16 protein-coding genes are annotated in these 15,279 nt (G+C 56.4%); 12 read left to right on the top strand and 4 right to left on the bottom strand.

What is annotated here, in order from left to right; translation table 11 throughout:
- Positions 1-196: 196 nt before the first annotated feature.
- The 3 genes from FU672_RS21190 to FU672_RS21180 all read left to right on the top strand — a co-directional run bounded on the left by FU672_RS21190 (position 197) and on the right by FU672_RS21180 (position 3,089).
- Complete coding sequence (locus FU672_RS21190; RefSeq protein ID WP_148244710.1) at positions 197-1,390, top strand: BaiN/RdsA family NAD(P)/FAD-dependent oxidoreductase; 1,194 nt, start codon at positions 197-199, stop codon at positions 1,388-1,390.
- A gap of 108 nt (positions 1,391-1,498) precedes the next feature.
- The gene (locus FU672_RS21185) at positions 1,499-1,897 is read left to right on the top strand and encodes a potassium channel family protein (RefSeq protein WP_148244709.1); all 399 of its coding nucleotides are present in this window, start codon (positions 1,499-1,501) and stop codon (positions 1,895-1,897) included.
- A gap of 166 nt (positions 1,898-2,063) precedes the next feature.
- Positions 2,064-3,089 (top strand): TerC/Alx family metal homeostasis membrane protein, encoded by a 1,026-nt coding sequence (locus FU672_RS21180; RefSeq protein ID WP_148244708.1) that lies wholly within the window; start codon positions 2,064-2,066, stop codon positions 3,087-3,089.
- Positions 3,090-3,137: 48 nt separating this feature from the next.
- On the opposite strand, the gene FU672_RS21175 is transcribed toward FU672_RS21180, so the two are convergent.
- A complete protein-coding gene (locus FU672_RS21175; protein WP_148244707.1) occupies positions 3,138-3,800 on the bottom strand; it encodes an HAD family hydrolase in 663 nt (220 codons plus the stop codon).
- A gap of 239 nt (positions 3,801-4,039) precedes the next feature.
- On the opposite strand from FU672_RS21175, the gene FU672_RS21170 reads away from it, so the two are divergent.
- Positions 4,040-4,567: an NlpC/P60 family protein gene (locus FU672_RS21170; protein ID WP_148244706.1), complete on the top strand. Its 528-nt coding sequence runs from the start codon at positions 4,040-4,042 to the stop codon at positions 4,565-4,567.
- A 5-nt stretch (positions 4,568-4,572) separates the two neighbouring features.
- On the opposite strand, the gene FU672_RS21165 is transcribed toward FU672_RS21170, so the two are convergent.
- The gene (locus tag FU672_RS21165; protein WP_047646797.1) at positions 4,573-5,367 is read right to left on the bottom strand and encodes an SDR family NAD(P)-dependent oxidoreductase; all 795 of its coding nucleotides are present in this window, start codon (positions 5,365-5,367) and stop codon (positions 4,573-4,575) included.
- A gap of 32 nt (positions 5,368-5,399) precedes the next feature.
- Positions 5,400-6,281 carry a LysR family transcriptional regulator gene (locus FU672_RS21160; RefSeq protein WP_148244705.1) on the bottom strand — a complete coding sequence of 294 codons (882 nt, stop codon included), beginning with the start codon at positions 6,279-6,281 and terminating at the stop codon, positions 5,400-5,402.
- 99 nt (positions 6,282-6,380) lie between these two features.
- Between FU672_RS21160 and FU672_RS21155 the strand changes: the two genes are divergently transcribed.
- The 8 genes from FU672_RS21155 to arnF all read left to right on the top strand — a co-directional run bounded on the left by FU672_RS21155 (position 6,381) and on the right by arnF (position 14,714).
- On the top strand, positions 6,381-6,887 hold the full coding sequence (locus tag FU672_RS21155; protein ID WP_148244704.1) for a phenolic acid decarboxylase: 507 nt from the start codon (positions 6,381-6,383) through the stop codon (positions 6,885-6,887).
- A gap of 451 nt (positions 6,888-7,338) precedes the next feature.
- The gene (arnB, locus tag FU672_RS21150; protein ID WP_148244703.1) at positions 7,339-8,478 is read left to right on the top strand and encodes a UDP-4-amino-4-deoxy-L-arabinose aminotransferase; all 1,140 of its coding nucleotides are present in this window, start codon (positions 7,339-7,341) and stop codon (positions 8,476-8,478) included.
- A 1-nt stretch (position 8,479) separates the two neighbouring features.
- Entirely contained in the window at positions 8,480-9,463 is a 984-nt protein-coding gene (gene arnC, locus FU672_RS21145) for an undecaprenyl-phosphate 4-deoxy-4-formamido-L-arabinose transferase (RefSeq protein ID WP_148244737.1), read from the top strand.
- On the top strand, positions 9,460-11,442 hold the full coding sequence (gene arnA / locus FU672_RS21140) for a bifunctional UDP-4-amino-4-deoxy-L-arabinose formyltransferase/UDP-glucuronic acid oxidase ArnA (protein WP_148244702.1): 1,983 nt from the start codon (positions 9,460-9,462) through the stop codon (positions 11,440-11,442). The genes arnC and arnA overlap by 4 nt, the downstream gene beginning before the upstream one ends.
- Positions 11,439-12,341: a 4-deoxy-4-formamido-L-arabinose-phosphoundecaprenol deformylase gene (gene arnD, locus FU672_RS21135; protein ID WP_148244701.1), complete on the top strand. Its 903-nt coding sequence runs from the start codon at positions 11,439-11,441 to the stop codon at positions 12,339-12,341. Before arnA ends, arnD begins: the two co-directional genes overlap by 4 nt.
- On the top strand, positions 12,338-13,993 hold the full coding sequence (gene arnT / locus FU672_RS21130) for a lipid IV(A) 4-amino-4-deoxy-L-arabinosyltransferase (protein ID WP_148244700.1): 1,656 nt from the start codon (positions 12,338-12,340) through the stop codon (positions 13,991-13,993). The genes arnD and arnT overlap by 4 nt, the downstream gene beginning before the upstream one ends.
- The gene (arnE, locus tag FU672_RS21125) at positions 13,993-14,328 is read left to right on the top strand and encodes a 4-amino-4-deoxy-L-arabinose-phosphoundecaprenol flippase subunit ArnE (protein ID WP_047345702.1); all 336 of its coding nucleotides are present in this window, start codon (positions 13,993-13,995) and stop codon (positions 14,326-14,328) included. Before arnT ends, arnE begins: the two co-directional genes overlap by 1 nt.
- Positions 14,325-14,714, top strand: coding sequence for a 4-amino-4-deoxy-L-arabinose-phosphoundecaprenol flippase subunit ArnF (gene arnF, locus FU672_RS21120; RefSeq protein ID WP_148244699.1), 390 nt, complete (start codon positions 14,325-14,327; stop codon positions 14,712-14,714). Before arnE ends, arnF begins: the two co-directional genes overlap by 4 nt.
- On the opposite strand, the gene acpT is transcribed toward arnF, so the two are convergent.
- Entirely contained in the window at positions 14,662-15,279 is a 618-nt protein-coding gene (acpT, locus tag FU672_RS21115) for a 4'-phosphopantetheinyl transferase AcpT (protein WP_148244698.1), read from the bottom strand. The genes arnF and acpT overlap by 53 nt on opposite strands.

The raw sequence follows: 15,279 nt of genomic DNA, 5'->3' as shown, positions 1-15,279 counted from the left end.
GGCGCATTATCCAGGACAAATGCACGGCGGGCAAAGTGAAATATAGACTTTTTTTGACATACCACCTGATTTGAGAAAAGTGCCTGAAAGGATATTCTTTAAATTTCAATGGAATGGCTTTGTAATATCTTTTTACGCTGGTGTGACCACAGAGGAAACTTTACAATCCGCGGCAGTTAACAAAGAGGGTTTTGACGTGGAAAGGTTTGATGCCGTGGTAATTGGCGCCGGTGCGGCGGGTATGTTTTGTGCGGCAATGGCCGGACAGGCGGGTCGTCGCGTGCTGTTGCTGGATAACGGTAAAAAGCCAGGCCGTAAGATCCTGATGTCCGGCGGCGGGCGCTGCAACTTTACTAACCTGTATGTTGAACCCGCGGCCTATTTGAGCCAAAACCGTCATTTTTGTAAATCTGCGCTGGCGCGTTACACCCAGTGGGATTTTCTCGACCTGGTGGGTAAGCACGGCATCGCATGGCATGAAAAGACGCTGGGTCAGCTGTTCTGTGACGACTCCGCGCAGCAGATTGTCGATATGCTGGTGGCCGAGTGCGAGAAGGGCGGTGTGGTGATGCGCCTGCGCACGGAAGTGCTGGACGTCGCCCGTGACGACCAGGGCTATACGCTGCAACTGAACGGTGAAACCGTCAGCGCAGACAGCCTGGTGATCGCCAGCGGCGGCCTGTCCATGCCGGGGCTGGGGGCTTCCCCGTTCGGCTATAAGATTGCCGAACAGTTTGGCCTGAACGTCTTGCCCACGCGCGCCGGGCTGGTACCGTTTACGCTGCATAAACCGCTTCTCGAACAGCTTCAGACGCTGTCTGGCGTGTCCGTTCCCTCGGTCATTACCGCCGAAGACGGGACGGTGTTCCGTGAAAATCTGCTCTTTACCCATCGTGGTCTCTCCGGCCCGGCAGTACTGCAAATTTCCAGCTACTGGCAGCCGGGGGAGTTTGTCACGGTTAACCTGCTTCCCGATTGCGATCTCGACGCGTTCCTCAACGAGCAGCGTACCGCGCACCCGAATCAAAGCCTGAAAAACACGCTGGCAATGCAGCTGCCAAAACGTCTGGTGGAATGTTTGCAGGTGCTCGGGCAAATCCCGGATGTGTCGCTCAAGCAGCTTAACAGCCGCGAACAGGAGATGCTGGTTGAGACGCTGACAACCTGGCGGGTGCAGCCAAACGGCACCGAAGGCTACCGCACGGCGGAAGTGACGCTGGGTGGCGTCGACACGAATGAGCTCTCGTCCCGCACCATGGAAGCGCGCAACGTGCCGGGGCTCTATTTTATTGGCGAAGTGATGGACGTCACTGGCTGGCTCGGCGGGTACAACTTCCAGTGGGCATGGGCAAGCGCCTGGGCGTGCGCGCAGGCGCTGGCAGAGCAATAATCACGCAACGCAATTATTGCACCAACTTTTCCTCTCCATTCAACTAAGCTTCGACCTGGTGCCCCGCCGCGTTCGCGGGGCCATATTCCTTTTGGTCGAGCACGCGTCATGCAGCTAATCAGTATTATTATTTTGCTTACCCTAACCGTGGTGATCCATTCGCTGTGGATGTTTGGCGTTTTAAAATTCATTAGATTAGAAGTCGATTCTGCGGTGCGCATTGTTTTACGCAATGTCGGTATCGTGATCTCCATGATCTTCGCCCATCTTCTTGAAGCCGGACTGTTTGCTGCGTTTTATTTTGTCATCGACGCGTTTAATGACTGGAACACCAGCTTCTACTTTTCACTGGTCAGTTACGCCACTGTGGGATACGGCGACGTCACGTTACCCCAGCACTGGCGGCTCATCGGCGGAGTGGAAGGGCTGGTGGGCGCGTTGATGGTGGGCTGGTCTGTGGCGGTTCTGGTGGCGGTGCTGCAGCGTTTGCGCGGCATGAGCGCCTAAACGGCAGATGCACGATCCCCGTCTGGTAAGGTAAAGTACCCCTCCTTGCGCGGCCAGAAGGCTGCGATTTTGAGGGCGAAGAGGCTGATTAACGGCCCGCCCTTTTCTGTTCCTGGTTTACGCCAGTTTGCATGGTGTCGTGTTTTGTCTGCCAAAAGGGTTTTGTATGTCTGCTGCTCATCTCGGTTTCCCGACGGAAACCGTTGTTGTCTTTGTGGTGATGGCCGTTGGGGCGATGTTTATCGACCTCTTTATGCACCGTCACGATAAGCCTGTCTCGCTGAAAAGCGCGGCGATGTGGTCCATTTTCTGGGTCATGATGGCGCTGGCCTTCGCCGGATTCCTGTATGTTCACCATGGCGCCGAGATGGCGAGTCTGTTCCTCACCGGTTATGCGCTGGAAGAGGTGCTCTCCGTCGATAACCTGTTTGTGATGATGGCGATCTTCGCCTGGTTCGGCGTGCCGGATAAGTACCGTCACCGCGTCCTCTACTGGGGTGTGCTGGGGGCGATTGTCTTCCGCGGCATCTTTGTGGCTATCGGTACCAGCCTGTTAAGTCTGGGACCGTACGTTGAGGTGATTTTCGCGCTGGTCGTTGGCTGGACGGCGGTGATGATGCTCAAGCGCAATGAAGAGAGTGACGAAGTGGAAGACTACTCGGGTCATCTCGCCTATCGCCTGGTGAAGCGATTCTATCCGGTCTGGCCGAAAATCAGCAGCAACGCCTTTATTCTGACGCAGAAAGAGGTGGATGCGGAGCTTGAAAAGCCGGAAAACCAGGACGTGATGGTCGGCCGCGTGAAGAAGGCGAAGCGCTATGCGACGCCGCTGTTGCTTTGCGTGGCCGTCGTCGAACTCTCTGACGTCATGTTCGCGTTTGACTCCGTGCCGGCCATTATTGCCGTGAGCCGTGAGCCGCTGATTATCTACAGCGCCATGATGTTCGCCATTCTCGGCCTGCGTACGCTCTACTTCGTGCTGGAAGCGCTGAAGCAGTATCTGGTGCACCTCGAGAAAGCCGTGGTGCTGCTGCTGTTCTTCGTGGCGTTCAAGCTGGGGTTAAATGCCACCGATCACTTCTGGCACCACGGTTACAGCATTGGCGCGACGGCCAGTCTGTTTGTGGTATTAGGCGTGCTGGCGCTGGGGATTATTGCGAGCGTGATGTTCCCGGGGAAACGTACTGCCTGATGCATCGCTTTTCTCCCTCTCCCTGTGGGTGAGGGCACCAGACCGCACCTAACCCTTAATCGGTGAATTCCGGCGCTTGCGCGGGTGATGGAAGTGCCGCCAGTGTGGATCCTGCGCCGCCGCCAGCAGCTCGTGGTCGCCGCGGGTGTCTCCCCAGGCGCGCAGGTGATAGGCGTTCAGATCGCCATACACTTTTTCCAGCCTTGCCACCTTCTGGGCGCAGCGGCAGTTATTGCCCGTAATACGCCCCGTCAGCTTGCCGTCTTTCACTTCCAGCTGCGTGCCAATCAGCTTAATGCCCAGTTTGTCAGCCCACGGCTGGAGCACCAGCGCTGGAGACGCGGAACAGATGGTCACCTCCGCACCGGCATTAACCTCAGCCGCCACCGCCAGAACCCCTTCGGGGCGCATCAGCTTGTTCCAGTATTTTTCGCAAAAGGCTTCTGCCTGCTGGCGCAACCAGTGTTCATCTACGCCCGTCAGAAACGTTTTAATCAGCACTTCCTTCAGCTCATCGCGCGTCAGCTTGCGACGAACGCAGTGGAGCGTGGGCAGCGCCATGCGCACCAGGCGGCCCGCGAAGTAACGTTTACCGAAGGCAAAACGCAGGAAAGGAATAAAGCTGTCGTGGTGCGTTAATGTTCCATCAAAGTCAAAGACAGAGAGCACGCTGGATTTAGCCACCGTCTCGTCGGCAATCATATTGGTCATAAATACGTCTTAGCTGAAATACACATTCTGCGGATCAGTTTACCTGCTTTAGCTGGACAGTCCTTATATCACCACCATTTTTTTCTCGATCTTGCGATCTCAAAGTGAGTCCATTTTTGGTCTCGATAAGGATTGGTGAAAAAACGAACTGTCTATATTATCGCCACATCGCAAGATATTTCGGGGAACCATTGGGCCCCACAGGTAAGGAAAAACTCACTCACTACTTCTTTCTTGATATGACTCTTAGATCGCTTATTTCAATCCTCACGTTAAGTTTTGCTTCATTTTCTGCGTTCAGCTTTCAACTGCCAGCGTCGATGTTATCGATGAACAGTGAGCTGGCAGTATCGCCGGCGAAATCTGCACTGGTGCATCAGGAAACAGGCCCGCTGCGCTCGCGTATTCTCGATCAATACCAGAAATGGAAAGGCACCCAGTACCAGTGGGGCGGAACCACGCATCGCGGGGTGGATTGCTCCGCGCTCGTGCAGCATCTGTTCAGCGATGCGGCGCATCTTAATTTACCGCGCACGACGCGTGAGCAGATCCATCGCGGCGTGCAGGTGGCACAGTACCGCCTGAGAGCCGGTGACCTGGTGTTCTTCCAGACGGGCCCGAACCGCAAACACGTCGGCGTTTATATTGGCAATAGCCAGTTTATTCATGCCTCAAGCAGTCAGGGGGTAACGGTCTCAACCCTGACTGATGATTACTGGCAAGCGCATTACATTACTGCCCGACGGGTCGCAGGCAGTGCGGCCTGACAACATCAGATAATGTCATCCACGACGCCGCCGTCGACGCGCAGCGCCGCGCCCGAGGTGGCGGAGGCCTGTGGCGAACAGACATAAATCACCATATTGGCCACCTCTTCAACCGTGGCCGCGCGCTGAATAACCGAGCTGGGGCGGTTGGCCATCACAAACTCTTTCGCCAGCTGCTCCAGCGATTTGCCGGTTTTTTCGATTTCATCTTTCATCATCTCTGCGAAACCGTCAGACATCGTCGGGCCTGGCAATACGCTGTTGACCGTCACGCCGCTCCCTGCCACGAACTTCGCCAGCCCGCGCGCCAGCGAGAGCTGCGCCGTTTTGGTCACGCCGTAGTGGATCATATCCGCCGGGATATTGCAGGCCGACTCGGAGGAGATAAATACCACGCGTCCCCAGCCTTTCTGCACCATGCCCGGCAGCAGGGCGCGGGACAGACGCACGCCGGACATCACGTTGGTCTGCCAGTAACGCTCCCAGGTCTCATCGTCGGTGGCATAGAAATCCTGCGGACCGTAAATCCCGGCGTTGTTGACCAGGATGTCAACGTTATTCGCAACTTTCAGAAGCGACTCGACCCCTTCCGCCGTGCTGAGATCGGCAATCGCGGCACGCACCTGTACGCCCGGCACCACCTGCTGTAGCTGTTGAATGCCTTTATTCACCGATTCCGTGCTACGGCCATTGACGATCACTTCCGCTCCGCTTTCTGCCAGACCTCTGGCAATGGCGAACCCGATCCCGCCGGTTGAGGCGGTCACCAGCGCCACTTTCCCCGCAAAGTCGATTTTCATCATCTGCTCCTTATCGTTTTAACGTTCGGACCTTAAAGCGTAGCAGGTGAGGATGACGGCTCCTGGCTAAAAAGGCGCAACAGTGTCTCAACCTGTTCATCAAGCGGGGCGAGGGAGCGCTTTACAATCAGGTGTAGCGGCGTTGCTCTGCGTGCACCGTGGCTCAGCGGCAGGCGTTTCAGTACGCCTTGATCCAACTGGGTCTGGATGCGTTCCTCTGGTAGCCAGCCGTAGCCGACCTGAGAGACGACGGCCTCTATGGCGGCATCGATGGTGGAGAAGGTCCACGACTCGCCGGCAGCACGCGCGGCGGGCTGGCTGTCCGCAATCTGGATGAGCGGCCACGGGCGCAGCATCTCATCATTTAGCGGTGCGTCGAGGTGAAAGAGAGGATGCTGGTGATGGGCCACGGCAACAAAGTCAATATTCATCAGCCATTCGCCGAGCCCGGTAATGTCCTGGCGGCGGGTTAAGATCATCACATCGGCTTCGTCGTTAATGGCATCGGCACGGGTATTTTCCAGCACCTCGGTGAGACGTACCTGAATTTGCGGATACTGCTGCTGGAACTGACGCAGGATGGCGAACAGGCGGCGGCGCGGGAAAATGGAGTCCACCACCAGATCCAGCCGCGTGCGCATCCCGTTGCGAAGGGTCGCTGCGCGCGTTTCAACATACGAAAACGCTTTCAGCAGCGGTTTAACCTGGTTAAGAAGAAGTTCTCCGGCCGGGGTTAACACCGCCCGTCGCCCCTCCGGGACCAGGAGCGCCACGCCGAGCCGCTCCTGCAACAGCGACAGGTTATAGCTCACCGAGGACTGGCTGCGGTGGGTTTCTTCCGCGGCTTTGGCAAAGCTGCCCGCCTCAACCACCTTCGCCAGTAAAGACCATTGTTCCAGCGTCGTCTTATGCATGATTTATCTAAAATTTGGATGAATTTGATTAAAACATAGCGTTATTTATTCATTTTTTGAAGGGGTACGATCGTCTCATCAAAACAAAGGAGACATCTTATGAACACCTTCGACAAACACGACTTAAGCGGCTTCGTTGGCAAACACCTTGTTTATACTTACGATAACGGCTGGAACTACGAGATTTATATCAAAAATGAAAATACCATCGACTACCGTATTCACAGCGGGCTGGTGGGTAATCGTTGGGTAAAAGATCAGCGGGTGTATATCGTTCGCGTTGGCGAGAGCATCTATAAAATTTCCTGGACCGAGCCAACCGGCACCGACGTCAGCCTGATTGTGAACCTGGGCGACAAACTGTTCCACGGCACCATCTTCTTCCCGCGCTGGGTCATGAATAACCCGGAAAAAACCGTCTGCTTCCAGAACGACCATATTCCGCTGATGAATAGCTATCGTGATGCGGGCCCGGCGTATCCAACGGAAGTGATTGATGAATTTGCCACGATCACCTTTGTGCGCGACTGCGGTGCAAATAATGAAAGCGTTATCGCCTGCGCGGCCAGTGAATTGCCGAATGATTTTCCTGCTAATCTTAACTAAGCGCGATAGTTGAATGCGCGACAATTGATATTAATAAAAAGTTCCCGGAGGATGACGGAGTTCCCACCCAAACCTCCGGGATTTTTATTTTGGTTGAGTATTCATTTACTTTTCTTATAATTTTAATGTAAACGAAATGAAATAGTAGAGTAATCGCTGTGAGTCCACCCACAAAAAATGAAAAAAATAGTAAGTATCACTATCTTGCTGTTGTAAAACGATTTCTTATTCTTTTCTATGTGCTGTTTCCCTTCTGCTTTTCACCTGTCTTAATTTTTTCCTAAGAAAACGACGCTACCTTGCTTCAGTTGATGGTTTGTTGACATAACTGTTATAGCGACTTAATTTTATTTGGTCTTTATTTAATAACCATCTTGCATGATCCCATTGAGCTGCCCATTACGACAGCGCAGTAAAAGATGACGCCTTTAATACAGCAAGGAAATTAATAATGAGTGATTTTCTGCCTTTTTCGCGACCGTCGATGGGCGCTGAGGAAATTGCGGCGCTTCAGGACGTTTTGATGTCGGGCTGGATCACCACTGGGCCTAAGAATCAGGAACTTGAAGAGGCATTCTGTCAACTTACCGGGAATCAGCATGCAATTGCCGTCTGTTCAGCCACCGCGGGGATGCACGTCACGCTGATGGCGCTGGATATTGGCCCGGGCGATGAAGTCATTACCCCTTCCCAGACCTGGGTGTCCACGCTGAATATGATCGTGTTGCTGGGTGCCACGCCGGTCATGATTGATGTGGACAAAGATACATTAATGGTGACGCCAGAAGCCGTTGAAGCCGCCATTACCCCGCGTACCAAAGCCATTATTCCCGTTCATTATGCCGGCGCGCCGTGTGAAATCGACGCTATCCATGCCATCGGTGAACGTCACGGTATTCCGGTTATTGAAGATGCGGCCCATGCCGCCGGAACGTACTACAAGAACCGTCATGTGGGCTGGAAAGGGACGGCGATTTTTTCCTTCCACGCCATTAAAAATATGACTTGCGCGGAAGGCGGCTTAGTCGTCACGGATAATGCCCAACTTGCTGCGCGGATCCGCAGTCTGAAATTCCATGGCCTGGGCGTAGATGCCTATGACCGCCAGACGCACGGTCGTGCGCCGCAGGCGGAAGTGATTGCGCCGGGCTATAAATACAACCTGGCAGACATCAACGCCGCGCTGGCGCTGGTGCAGTTAGGCAAACTGAAAGAGGCCAACAAGCGCCGCCAGGAAATCGCTGAACGCTACCTGCGGGAGCTTGCCGATACGCCGTTCCAGCCGCTCACCATTCCGTCATGGCCGCACGTGCACGCCTGGCACCTGTTTATTATTCGCGTTGACGAAGCGCGCTGCGGGATCTCACGCGACAACCTGATGGCGGCGCTGAAAGAGAAAGGCATCGGTACCGGCCTCCACTTCCGCGCGGCGCACACCCAAAAATACTACCGCGAGCGTTTTCCTGATGTATCGCTCCCGAATTCTGAATGGAATAGCGCGCGTATTTGTTCTCTCCCTCTTTTCCCGGATATGACTCATGACGACACAACCCGTGTCATTACCGCACTCCATCAGCTTGCAGGACATTGATATGTTCAGTGCACCGCCTGTACAAAAAGTTTCCGTGGTCATCCCGGTTTATAACGAGCAGGAGAGCCTGCCCGAACTGATCCGCCGTACAACGGCCGCCTGCGACACGATGGGCAAGGCTTACGAAATTCTGCTGGTAGATGACGGCAGTAGCGATAATTCCGCGCTGATGCTGACAGAGGCCGCGCAGGCTGAAGGCAGCCACATTGTGGCCGTGCTGCTCAACCGCAACTACGGCCAGCACTCGGCGATTATGGCGGGGTTTAGCCACGTCACGGGCGATCTGATTATCACCCTGGACGCTGACCTGCAAAACCCGCCGGAAGAGATCCCGCGCCTGGTTGCCAAAGCTGATGAAGGTTATGACGTGGTCGGCACGGTACGTCAGAACCGTCAGGACAGTCTGTTCCGTAAGCTGGCCTCACGCACTATCAACCGTCTTATCCAGCGCACGACCGGTAAAGCGATGGGTGATTACGGCTGCATGCTGCGCGCCTACCGCCGCCATATTGTCGACGCCATGCTGCATTGCCATGAACGCAGCACTTTTATTCCGATCCTCGCCAACACCTTTGCCCGTAAGGCAACGGAAATTCCGGTTCTGCACGCCGAGCGCGAGCACGGGGAATCGAAGTACAGCTTTATGCGTCTGATCAACCTGATGTATGACCTCATCACCTGCCTGACCACCACACCGCTGCGTCTGCTGAGCGTTTTTGGCAGCATCATCGCTGTGGCCGGCTTTGCGCTGTCCGTCATGCTGGTGGTACTGCGACTGGTCTTTGGCCCGCAGTGGGCGGCGGAAGGGGTCTTCATGCTCTTTGCCGTACTGTTTATGTTCATCGGCGCCCAGTTTGTCGGGATGGGTCTCCTCGGTGAATACATTGGCCGAATTTATAACGATGTTCGCGCGCGTCCGCGCTACTTTATTCAACGTGTTGTCCGTCAGGAACACAAAGCATCTCAAGAGGAAATTCACCCATGAAAGCTGTTGTATTTGCCTATCACGATATGGGGTGCACGGGCACGCTGGCCCTGCTGGAAGCGGGCTATGACATTGCTGCAATCTTTACCCATCCGGACACGGCCGGAGAGAATAACTTTTTCGGCTCTGTAGCGCGTATCGCCGCCGAGCGTGGGATTCCGGTTTATGCGCCGGACGACGTAAACCACCCTCTGTGGGTGGATCGCATCCGCGCGATCGCGCCTGACGTGATCTTCTCGTTCTACTATCGCAACCTGCTCTCCGACGAGATCTTAGGTCTGGCCGCAAAAGGCGCCTTTAATCTTCATGGTTCTCTGCTGCCTGCCTACCGTGGCCGCGCCCCGCTGAACTGGGTGCTGGTGAACGGTGAAACGGAAACGGGCGTGACGCTGCATCGCATGGTGCGCCGTGCGGATGCGGGCGCTATCGTAGCGCAGCATAAAGTCGCTATTGATGCGGACGAAACTGCGCTGCAGCTGCATCAAAAGCTAAATGCGACGGCACAGACGCTGCTGCGTGATGCACTTCCCGCCATCCTCAGCGGCACCTTCAGCGAGACCGCGCAGGATGAGAGCAAGGCAAGCAGCTTTGGCCGCCGCGCGCCGGAAGATGGTCGTCTGGACTGGAACAAGCCTGCCCGCCAGCTGCACAACCTGGTGCGCGCCGTGACCGCCCCGTGGCCGGGTGCGTACAGCTTTGCTGGCGTAAGCAAATTCATCGTCTGGAAATCCCGCGTGCGTGACGATATCCCGGCCGCCAAACCGGGCACCGTCGTCTCTGTCTCCCCGCTGATTGTGAGCTGCGGCGAGCAGGCGCTGGAGATCGTCACCGGACAAACCGACAACGGTCTGTACGTTCAGGGCATACAGCTGGCACAGTCTCTGGGTCTGGTGGCCGGGGCGCTGATCACCAGCGCGCCGGTTGTTGCTATCAAACGCCGTACCCGCGTGCTGATCCTCGGCGTGAACGGGTTCATCGGTAACCACCTGACTGAACGTCTGCTCAAAGACGATAACTACGAAATCTACGGTCTGGATATCGGCTCCGACGCGATCAGTCGTTTCCTCGACAACCCGCGTTTCCACTTCGTGGAAGGGGATATCAGCATCCATTCCGAGTGGATTGAATATCACATTAAAAAATGCGACGTGGTGCTGCCGCTGGTCGCCATTGCCACGCCAATCGAGTACACCCGTAACCCGCTTCGCGTGTTCGAGCTGGATTTCGAAGAGAACCTGAAGATCATCCGCGACTGCGTGAAATACGACAAGCGCATCATCTTCCCGTCCACGTCTGAAGTATACGGCATGTGTACCGATAAGAACTTCGATGAGGACACCTCCAACCTGGTGGTCGGGCCGATCAACAAACAGCGCTGGATTTACTCCGTCTCCAAACAGCTGCTGGACCGCGTGATTTGGGCCTACGGTGAGAAAGAGGGTCTGCGCTTTACCCTGTTCCGTCCGTTCAACTGGATGGGTCCACGTCTGGATAACCTGAACGCGGCGCGCATCGGTAGCTCCCGTGCAATCACCCAGCTGATCCTGAACCTGGTAGAAGGCTCGCCAATTAAGCTTATCGAAGGCGGGAAACAGAAGCGCTGCTTTACGGATATCAGCGATGGTATCGAAGCGCTGTTCCGCATCATCGAAAACAAAGATAACCGCTGCAACGGTGAAATCATCAACATCGGTAACCCGGACAACGAAGCGAGCATTCGCGAGCTGGCAGAGATGCTGCTGGCCAGCTTTGAGCGCCATCCGCTGCGCGATAAATTCCCGCCGTTTGCCGGTTTCCGCGAAGTGGAAAGCAGCAGCTACTATGGCAAAGGGTATCAGGACGTTGAGCACCGTAAGCCAAGCATTCGCAACGCGAAGCGCTGCCTGAACTGGACGCCGACGGTGAAGATGGAACTGACCATTGATGAGACGCTCGATTTCTTCCTGCGCACCGTGGAGCTGTCGGAACAGGACTCATGAAAAAAGTCGGTTTACGCATTGATGTCGACACCTTCAGGGGAACGCGTGACGGCGTACCCAAACTGCTGGAACTGCTGAGCAAGCACGGTGTGCGTTCCAGCATTTTCTTCAGCGTGGGGCCTGACAACATGGGACGCCATTTATGGCGTCTGGTTAAACCGGCATTTCTGTTCAAAATGCTGCGCTCGCGCGCAGCATCCCTCTACGGCTGGGATATCTTGCTGGCCGGCACCGCCTGGCCCGGCAGACGCATCGGCGCGGGTAATGAAGCCGTTATCCGTGAGGCGGCCCGGCTACATGAGGTCGGCCTGCATGCCTGGGATCACCATGCCTGGCAAGCCTGGGCTGGCGTCTGGGACATCCCGCGCCTGTCCCGTGAAGTCGAGCGTGGGATGCTGGAGCTGGAGGCCATTACCGGTCAGCCCGTGCGCTGCTCTGCTGTGGCGGGATGGCGTGCGGATCAGCGCGTCGTGAAAGCCAAAGAAGCCTTTGCGTTTCGCTACAACAGCGATTGCCGCGGAACCGGGCCGTTTTTGCCACTGTTAGGCGAAAATCGCTACGGTACGGTGCAAATTCCGGTCACGCTTCCCACCTGGGATGAAGTGGTCGGGCGCGAGGTGAAGGCTGATGAGTTCAATCGCTACATTCTGGACCGCATCCATCGTGACACCGGTACGCCGGTGTATACCATCCATGCCGAAGTGGAAGGGATTGCGTATCAGCATGATTTCGATGAACTGCTGACGATGGCCGCTCAGGAGGGCATTGAATTCTGCCCGTTGAGCGAGCTGCTGCCGGACGACCTCAGCACCCTGCCTGTGGGCAAAGTCGTACGTAATGAACTGGCTGGCCGGGAAGGCTGGCTTGGCTATCAACAAACCGTGAGTCCGGTCCCATGAAAACAGCCCGTTATGGCTTAGCGCTTCTCGCACTGTTTATCGTTTACTACCTCATTCCTGTCGATGTCCGCCTGCTGTGGCAGCCTGATGAAACGCGCTATGCGGAAATCAGCCGCGAAATGCTGGCCTCCGGAGACTGGATTGTCCCGCATTTTATGGGGCTGCGTTATTTTGAAAAACCGATTGCTGGCTACTGGATCAACAGCATCGGGCAGTTGCTGTTCGGGCACACCAACCTCGCTGTGCGCGCCGGGTCCATATTCTCCACCGGGTTTGCGGCGCTGCTGGTCATCTGGATGGCCTGGCGTCTCTGGCGAGATAAGCGGACAGCCATTTTCTCCGGTCTTATCTTCCTGACCCTGTTCCTGGTGTATGGCATCGGCACGTATGCGGTGCTGGATCCTATCATCACCCTGTGGCTGGTGGCGGCGATGTGCAGCTTCTGGCTGGCGTCACAGGCCCAAACCGTTGCCGGCAAAGCGGGTGGCTATGTGCTGCTTGGGCTGGCCTGCGGGATGGGGGTGATGACCAAAGGCTTCCTGGCGCTGGCGGTACCGGTGATTGGCGTGCTGCCGTGGGTGATCGCCCAGAAGCGCTGGAAAGAGGTGCTGATTTTTGGCTGGCTCGCGATCCTGAGCTGCGTGCTGATTGTTCTGCCATGGGGGCTGGCGATTGCGCAGCGTGAGCCTGACTTCTGGCGTTACTTCTTCTGGGTTGAGCATATTCAGCGTTTCGCCCAGAGCGACGCGCAGCACAAAGCACCGTTCTGGTACTACGTGCCATTCCTGATCGCGGGCAGCCTGCCGTGGCTGGCGCTGCTGCCTGGTGCGTTTCGTCTCGGCTGGAATGACAGACAAAACGCGGGTGGCGGGTTCTATCTGCTGGGTTGGGTGGTGATGCCGCTGCTGTTCTTCAGCATCGCCAAAGGCAAGCTGCCGACCTATATCCTGCCCTGCTTTGCCCCGCTGGCTATCCTGATGGCGCGCTATGCCTGCCTCGCGGCGGAAAAAGGCGCCAGAGCGCTACGCATTAACGGCGGGATTAACCTGGCGTTTGGCGTCATCGGCGTGGTGGCGGCACTGGTGGTCTCGCCGTGGGGACTGTCTAAGCATCCGGTCTGGACGTCGGTCGAACTGTATAAAGTCTTCTGTGCGGTGGTGGCGTTCCTCATCTGGGCGGCGGTAGGCTGGTTTACGTTCAGACAGAGTCAGCAGCGTTGGTGGCTGGCGGCACTGTGCCCTGCAGGGCTGGCGCTGCTGATTGGTTTTGCCATTCCAAACATGGTGGTGGATTCCAAACAGCCGCAGTCGCTGGTGGATACCGTGCGTGAGCCGCTGCAGGAAAGTCGGTTCATCCTTGCCGATAACGTTGGGATCGCGTCCGGTATTGCCTGGGAGCTGAAGCGTAATGACATCACGCTCTTTGGTCAGGCGGGTGAGTTGCGCTACGGGCTGGATTATCCGGACGCGAAAGATCGCTTTGTCAGTAAAGATAATTTTGCACAATGGCTGGCGGAGCATCGTCAGCAGGGCCGCGTGTCGCTGGTGATCCTGCTGTCGAAACACGACGACATTACGCAGGCTAACCTGCCGAAACCGGACAGCCTGTATATCCAGGGCCGTCTGGCCTACCTGCAGTATCTGCCGAAGTGATGACCTGGATCTGGCTGATACTGGCAAGCTTGCTCAGCTGCGCGGGGCAGCTGTGTCAGAAACAAGCCACCCGTCCGGCGAAAGCCGGGCGGCGTGGGGCACATATCGCGCTGTGGCTGGGCCTGGCACTGCTGGCGCTGGGCAGCGGGATGCTGGTCTGGCTGGTGGTGCTGCAACGCCTGCCTGTCGGCATTGCCTATCCTATGCTGAGCCTCAATTTTGTCTGGGTGACGCTGGCGGCGAAGGCCTTCTGGCGTGAAAACGTCGCGCCGCATCACTGGCTGGGGGTGGGGTTCATCATCATCGGGATTATTGTGCTGGGAGGGAGCCTGTGAAAGGAGCGTTCTGGGCCTTATGCAGCGTGCTGTTAGTCAGCGCGGCGCAGCTGTTGCTGCGCGATGCCATGCAGGCATTGCCACCGGTCAGTGAGGTCCTGGTGTTTGTTTCCGCGCTGTGGCACTTCTCGTCCGGTACCGGGGCGCTGCTGCTGGGGTTGATGGGGTATGTGGCCTCTATGGGCTGCTGGTATCTGGCGCTGCACCGTATGGCGCTCAGCAAAGCCTATGCCTTGCTGAGCCTCAGTTATATTCTGGTGTGGGGCGCCGCGATCCTGCTGCCGGGCTGGGAGGAGCGCTTCTCCTGGCACGGGCTGGTGGGTGTCGGGTTTATTATTCTGGGTGTGTTAGTGATTTTTCTACCCCGAACATCCCAACGTGAATAATCGACTCGTTGGTCAGGGTGTAAGGGGTCGATGTGCAGACGGCAAGGCTCAGCGATCCGACCTGTAGCTGACTGACCGCGTGTGTCTGCGCAGTGCTATCGATGCTGACAATCTGCCAGGCACTGCCGCCACGCTGTTTCACAATCGCTTCTTTCCGCGTCCAGATACGCCAGAACGCTGAAAGCCGTTCCTCGGGCGCTTCACGCTCCAGCTCATCATGCTCTGTCATGCTGAATACCGCATTAGCCAGTGCCTGCCAGTTCTTCCTCGGGCGAATCACTTCGATATCACAGCCGACTTCACCTTCATCGCTCATCAGCAAAGCAATATCGTCACCGCTGTGGCTCAGGTTGAACCACAGCGGATGCCCCTTCGCAAAGGCCGGTTTCCCCTGCTCGCCGTAAATGATGTCGGGGAGCGGGTGAGGGGATAACGCTCTGGCGAGCAGCGTCCTCCCGGCCAGCCAGGAGGCATGTCGGGCACCCTGAGGTGCCCTGTCTGCGAGCGTTGACGCCAGCGGGTCCGCGCTAAGGGTGGAGATTTTTCCCAGTACAAACTGGTACAT

Origin of the sequence: Enterobacter asburiae (assembly GCF_008080435.1) — a bacterium.
Lineage (GTDB): Bacteria > Pseudomonadota > Gammaproteobacteria > Enterobacterales > Enterobacteriaceae > Enterobacter > Enterobacter asburiae_C.
Note: the sequence above shows the minus strand (reverse complement) of the source record. Positions and strands in the feature narration are given on the sequence as shown.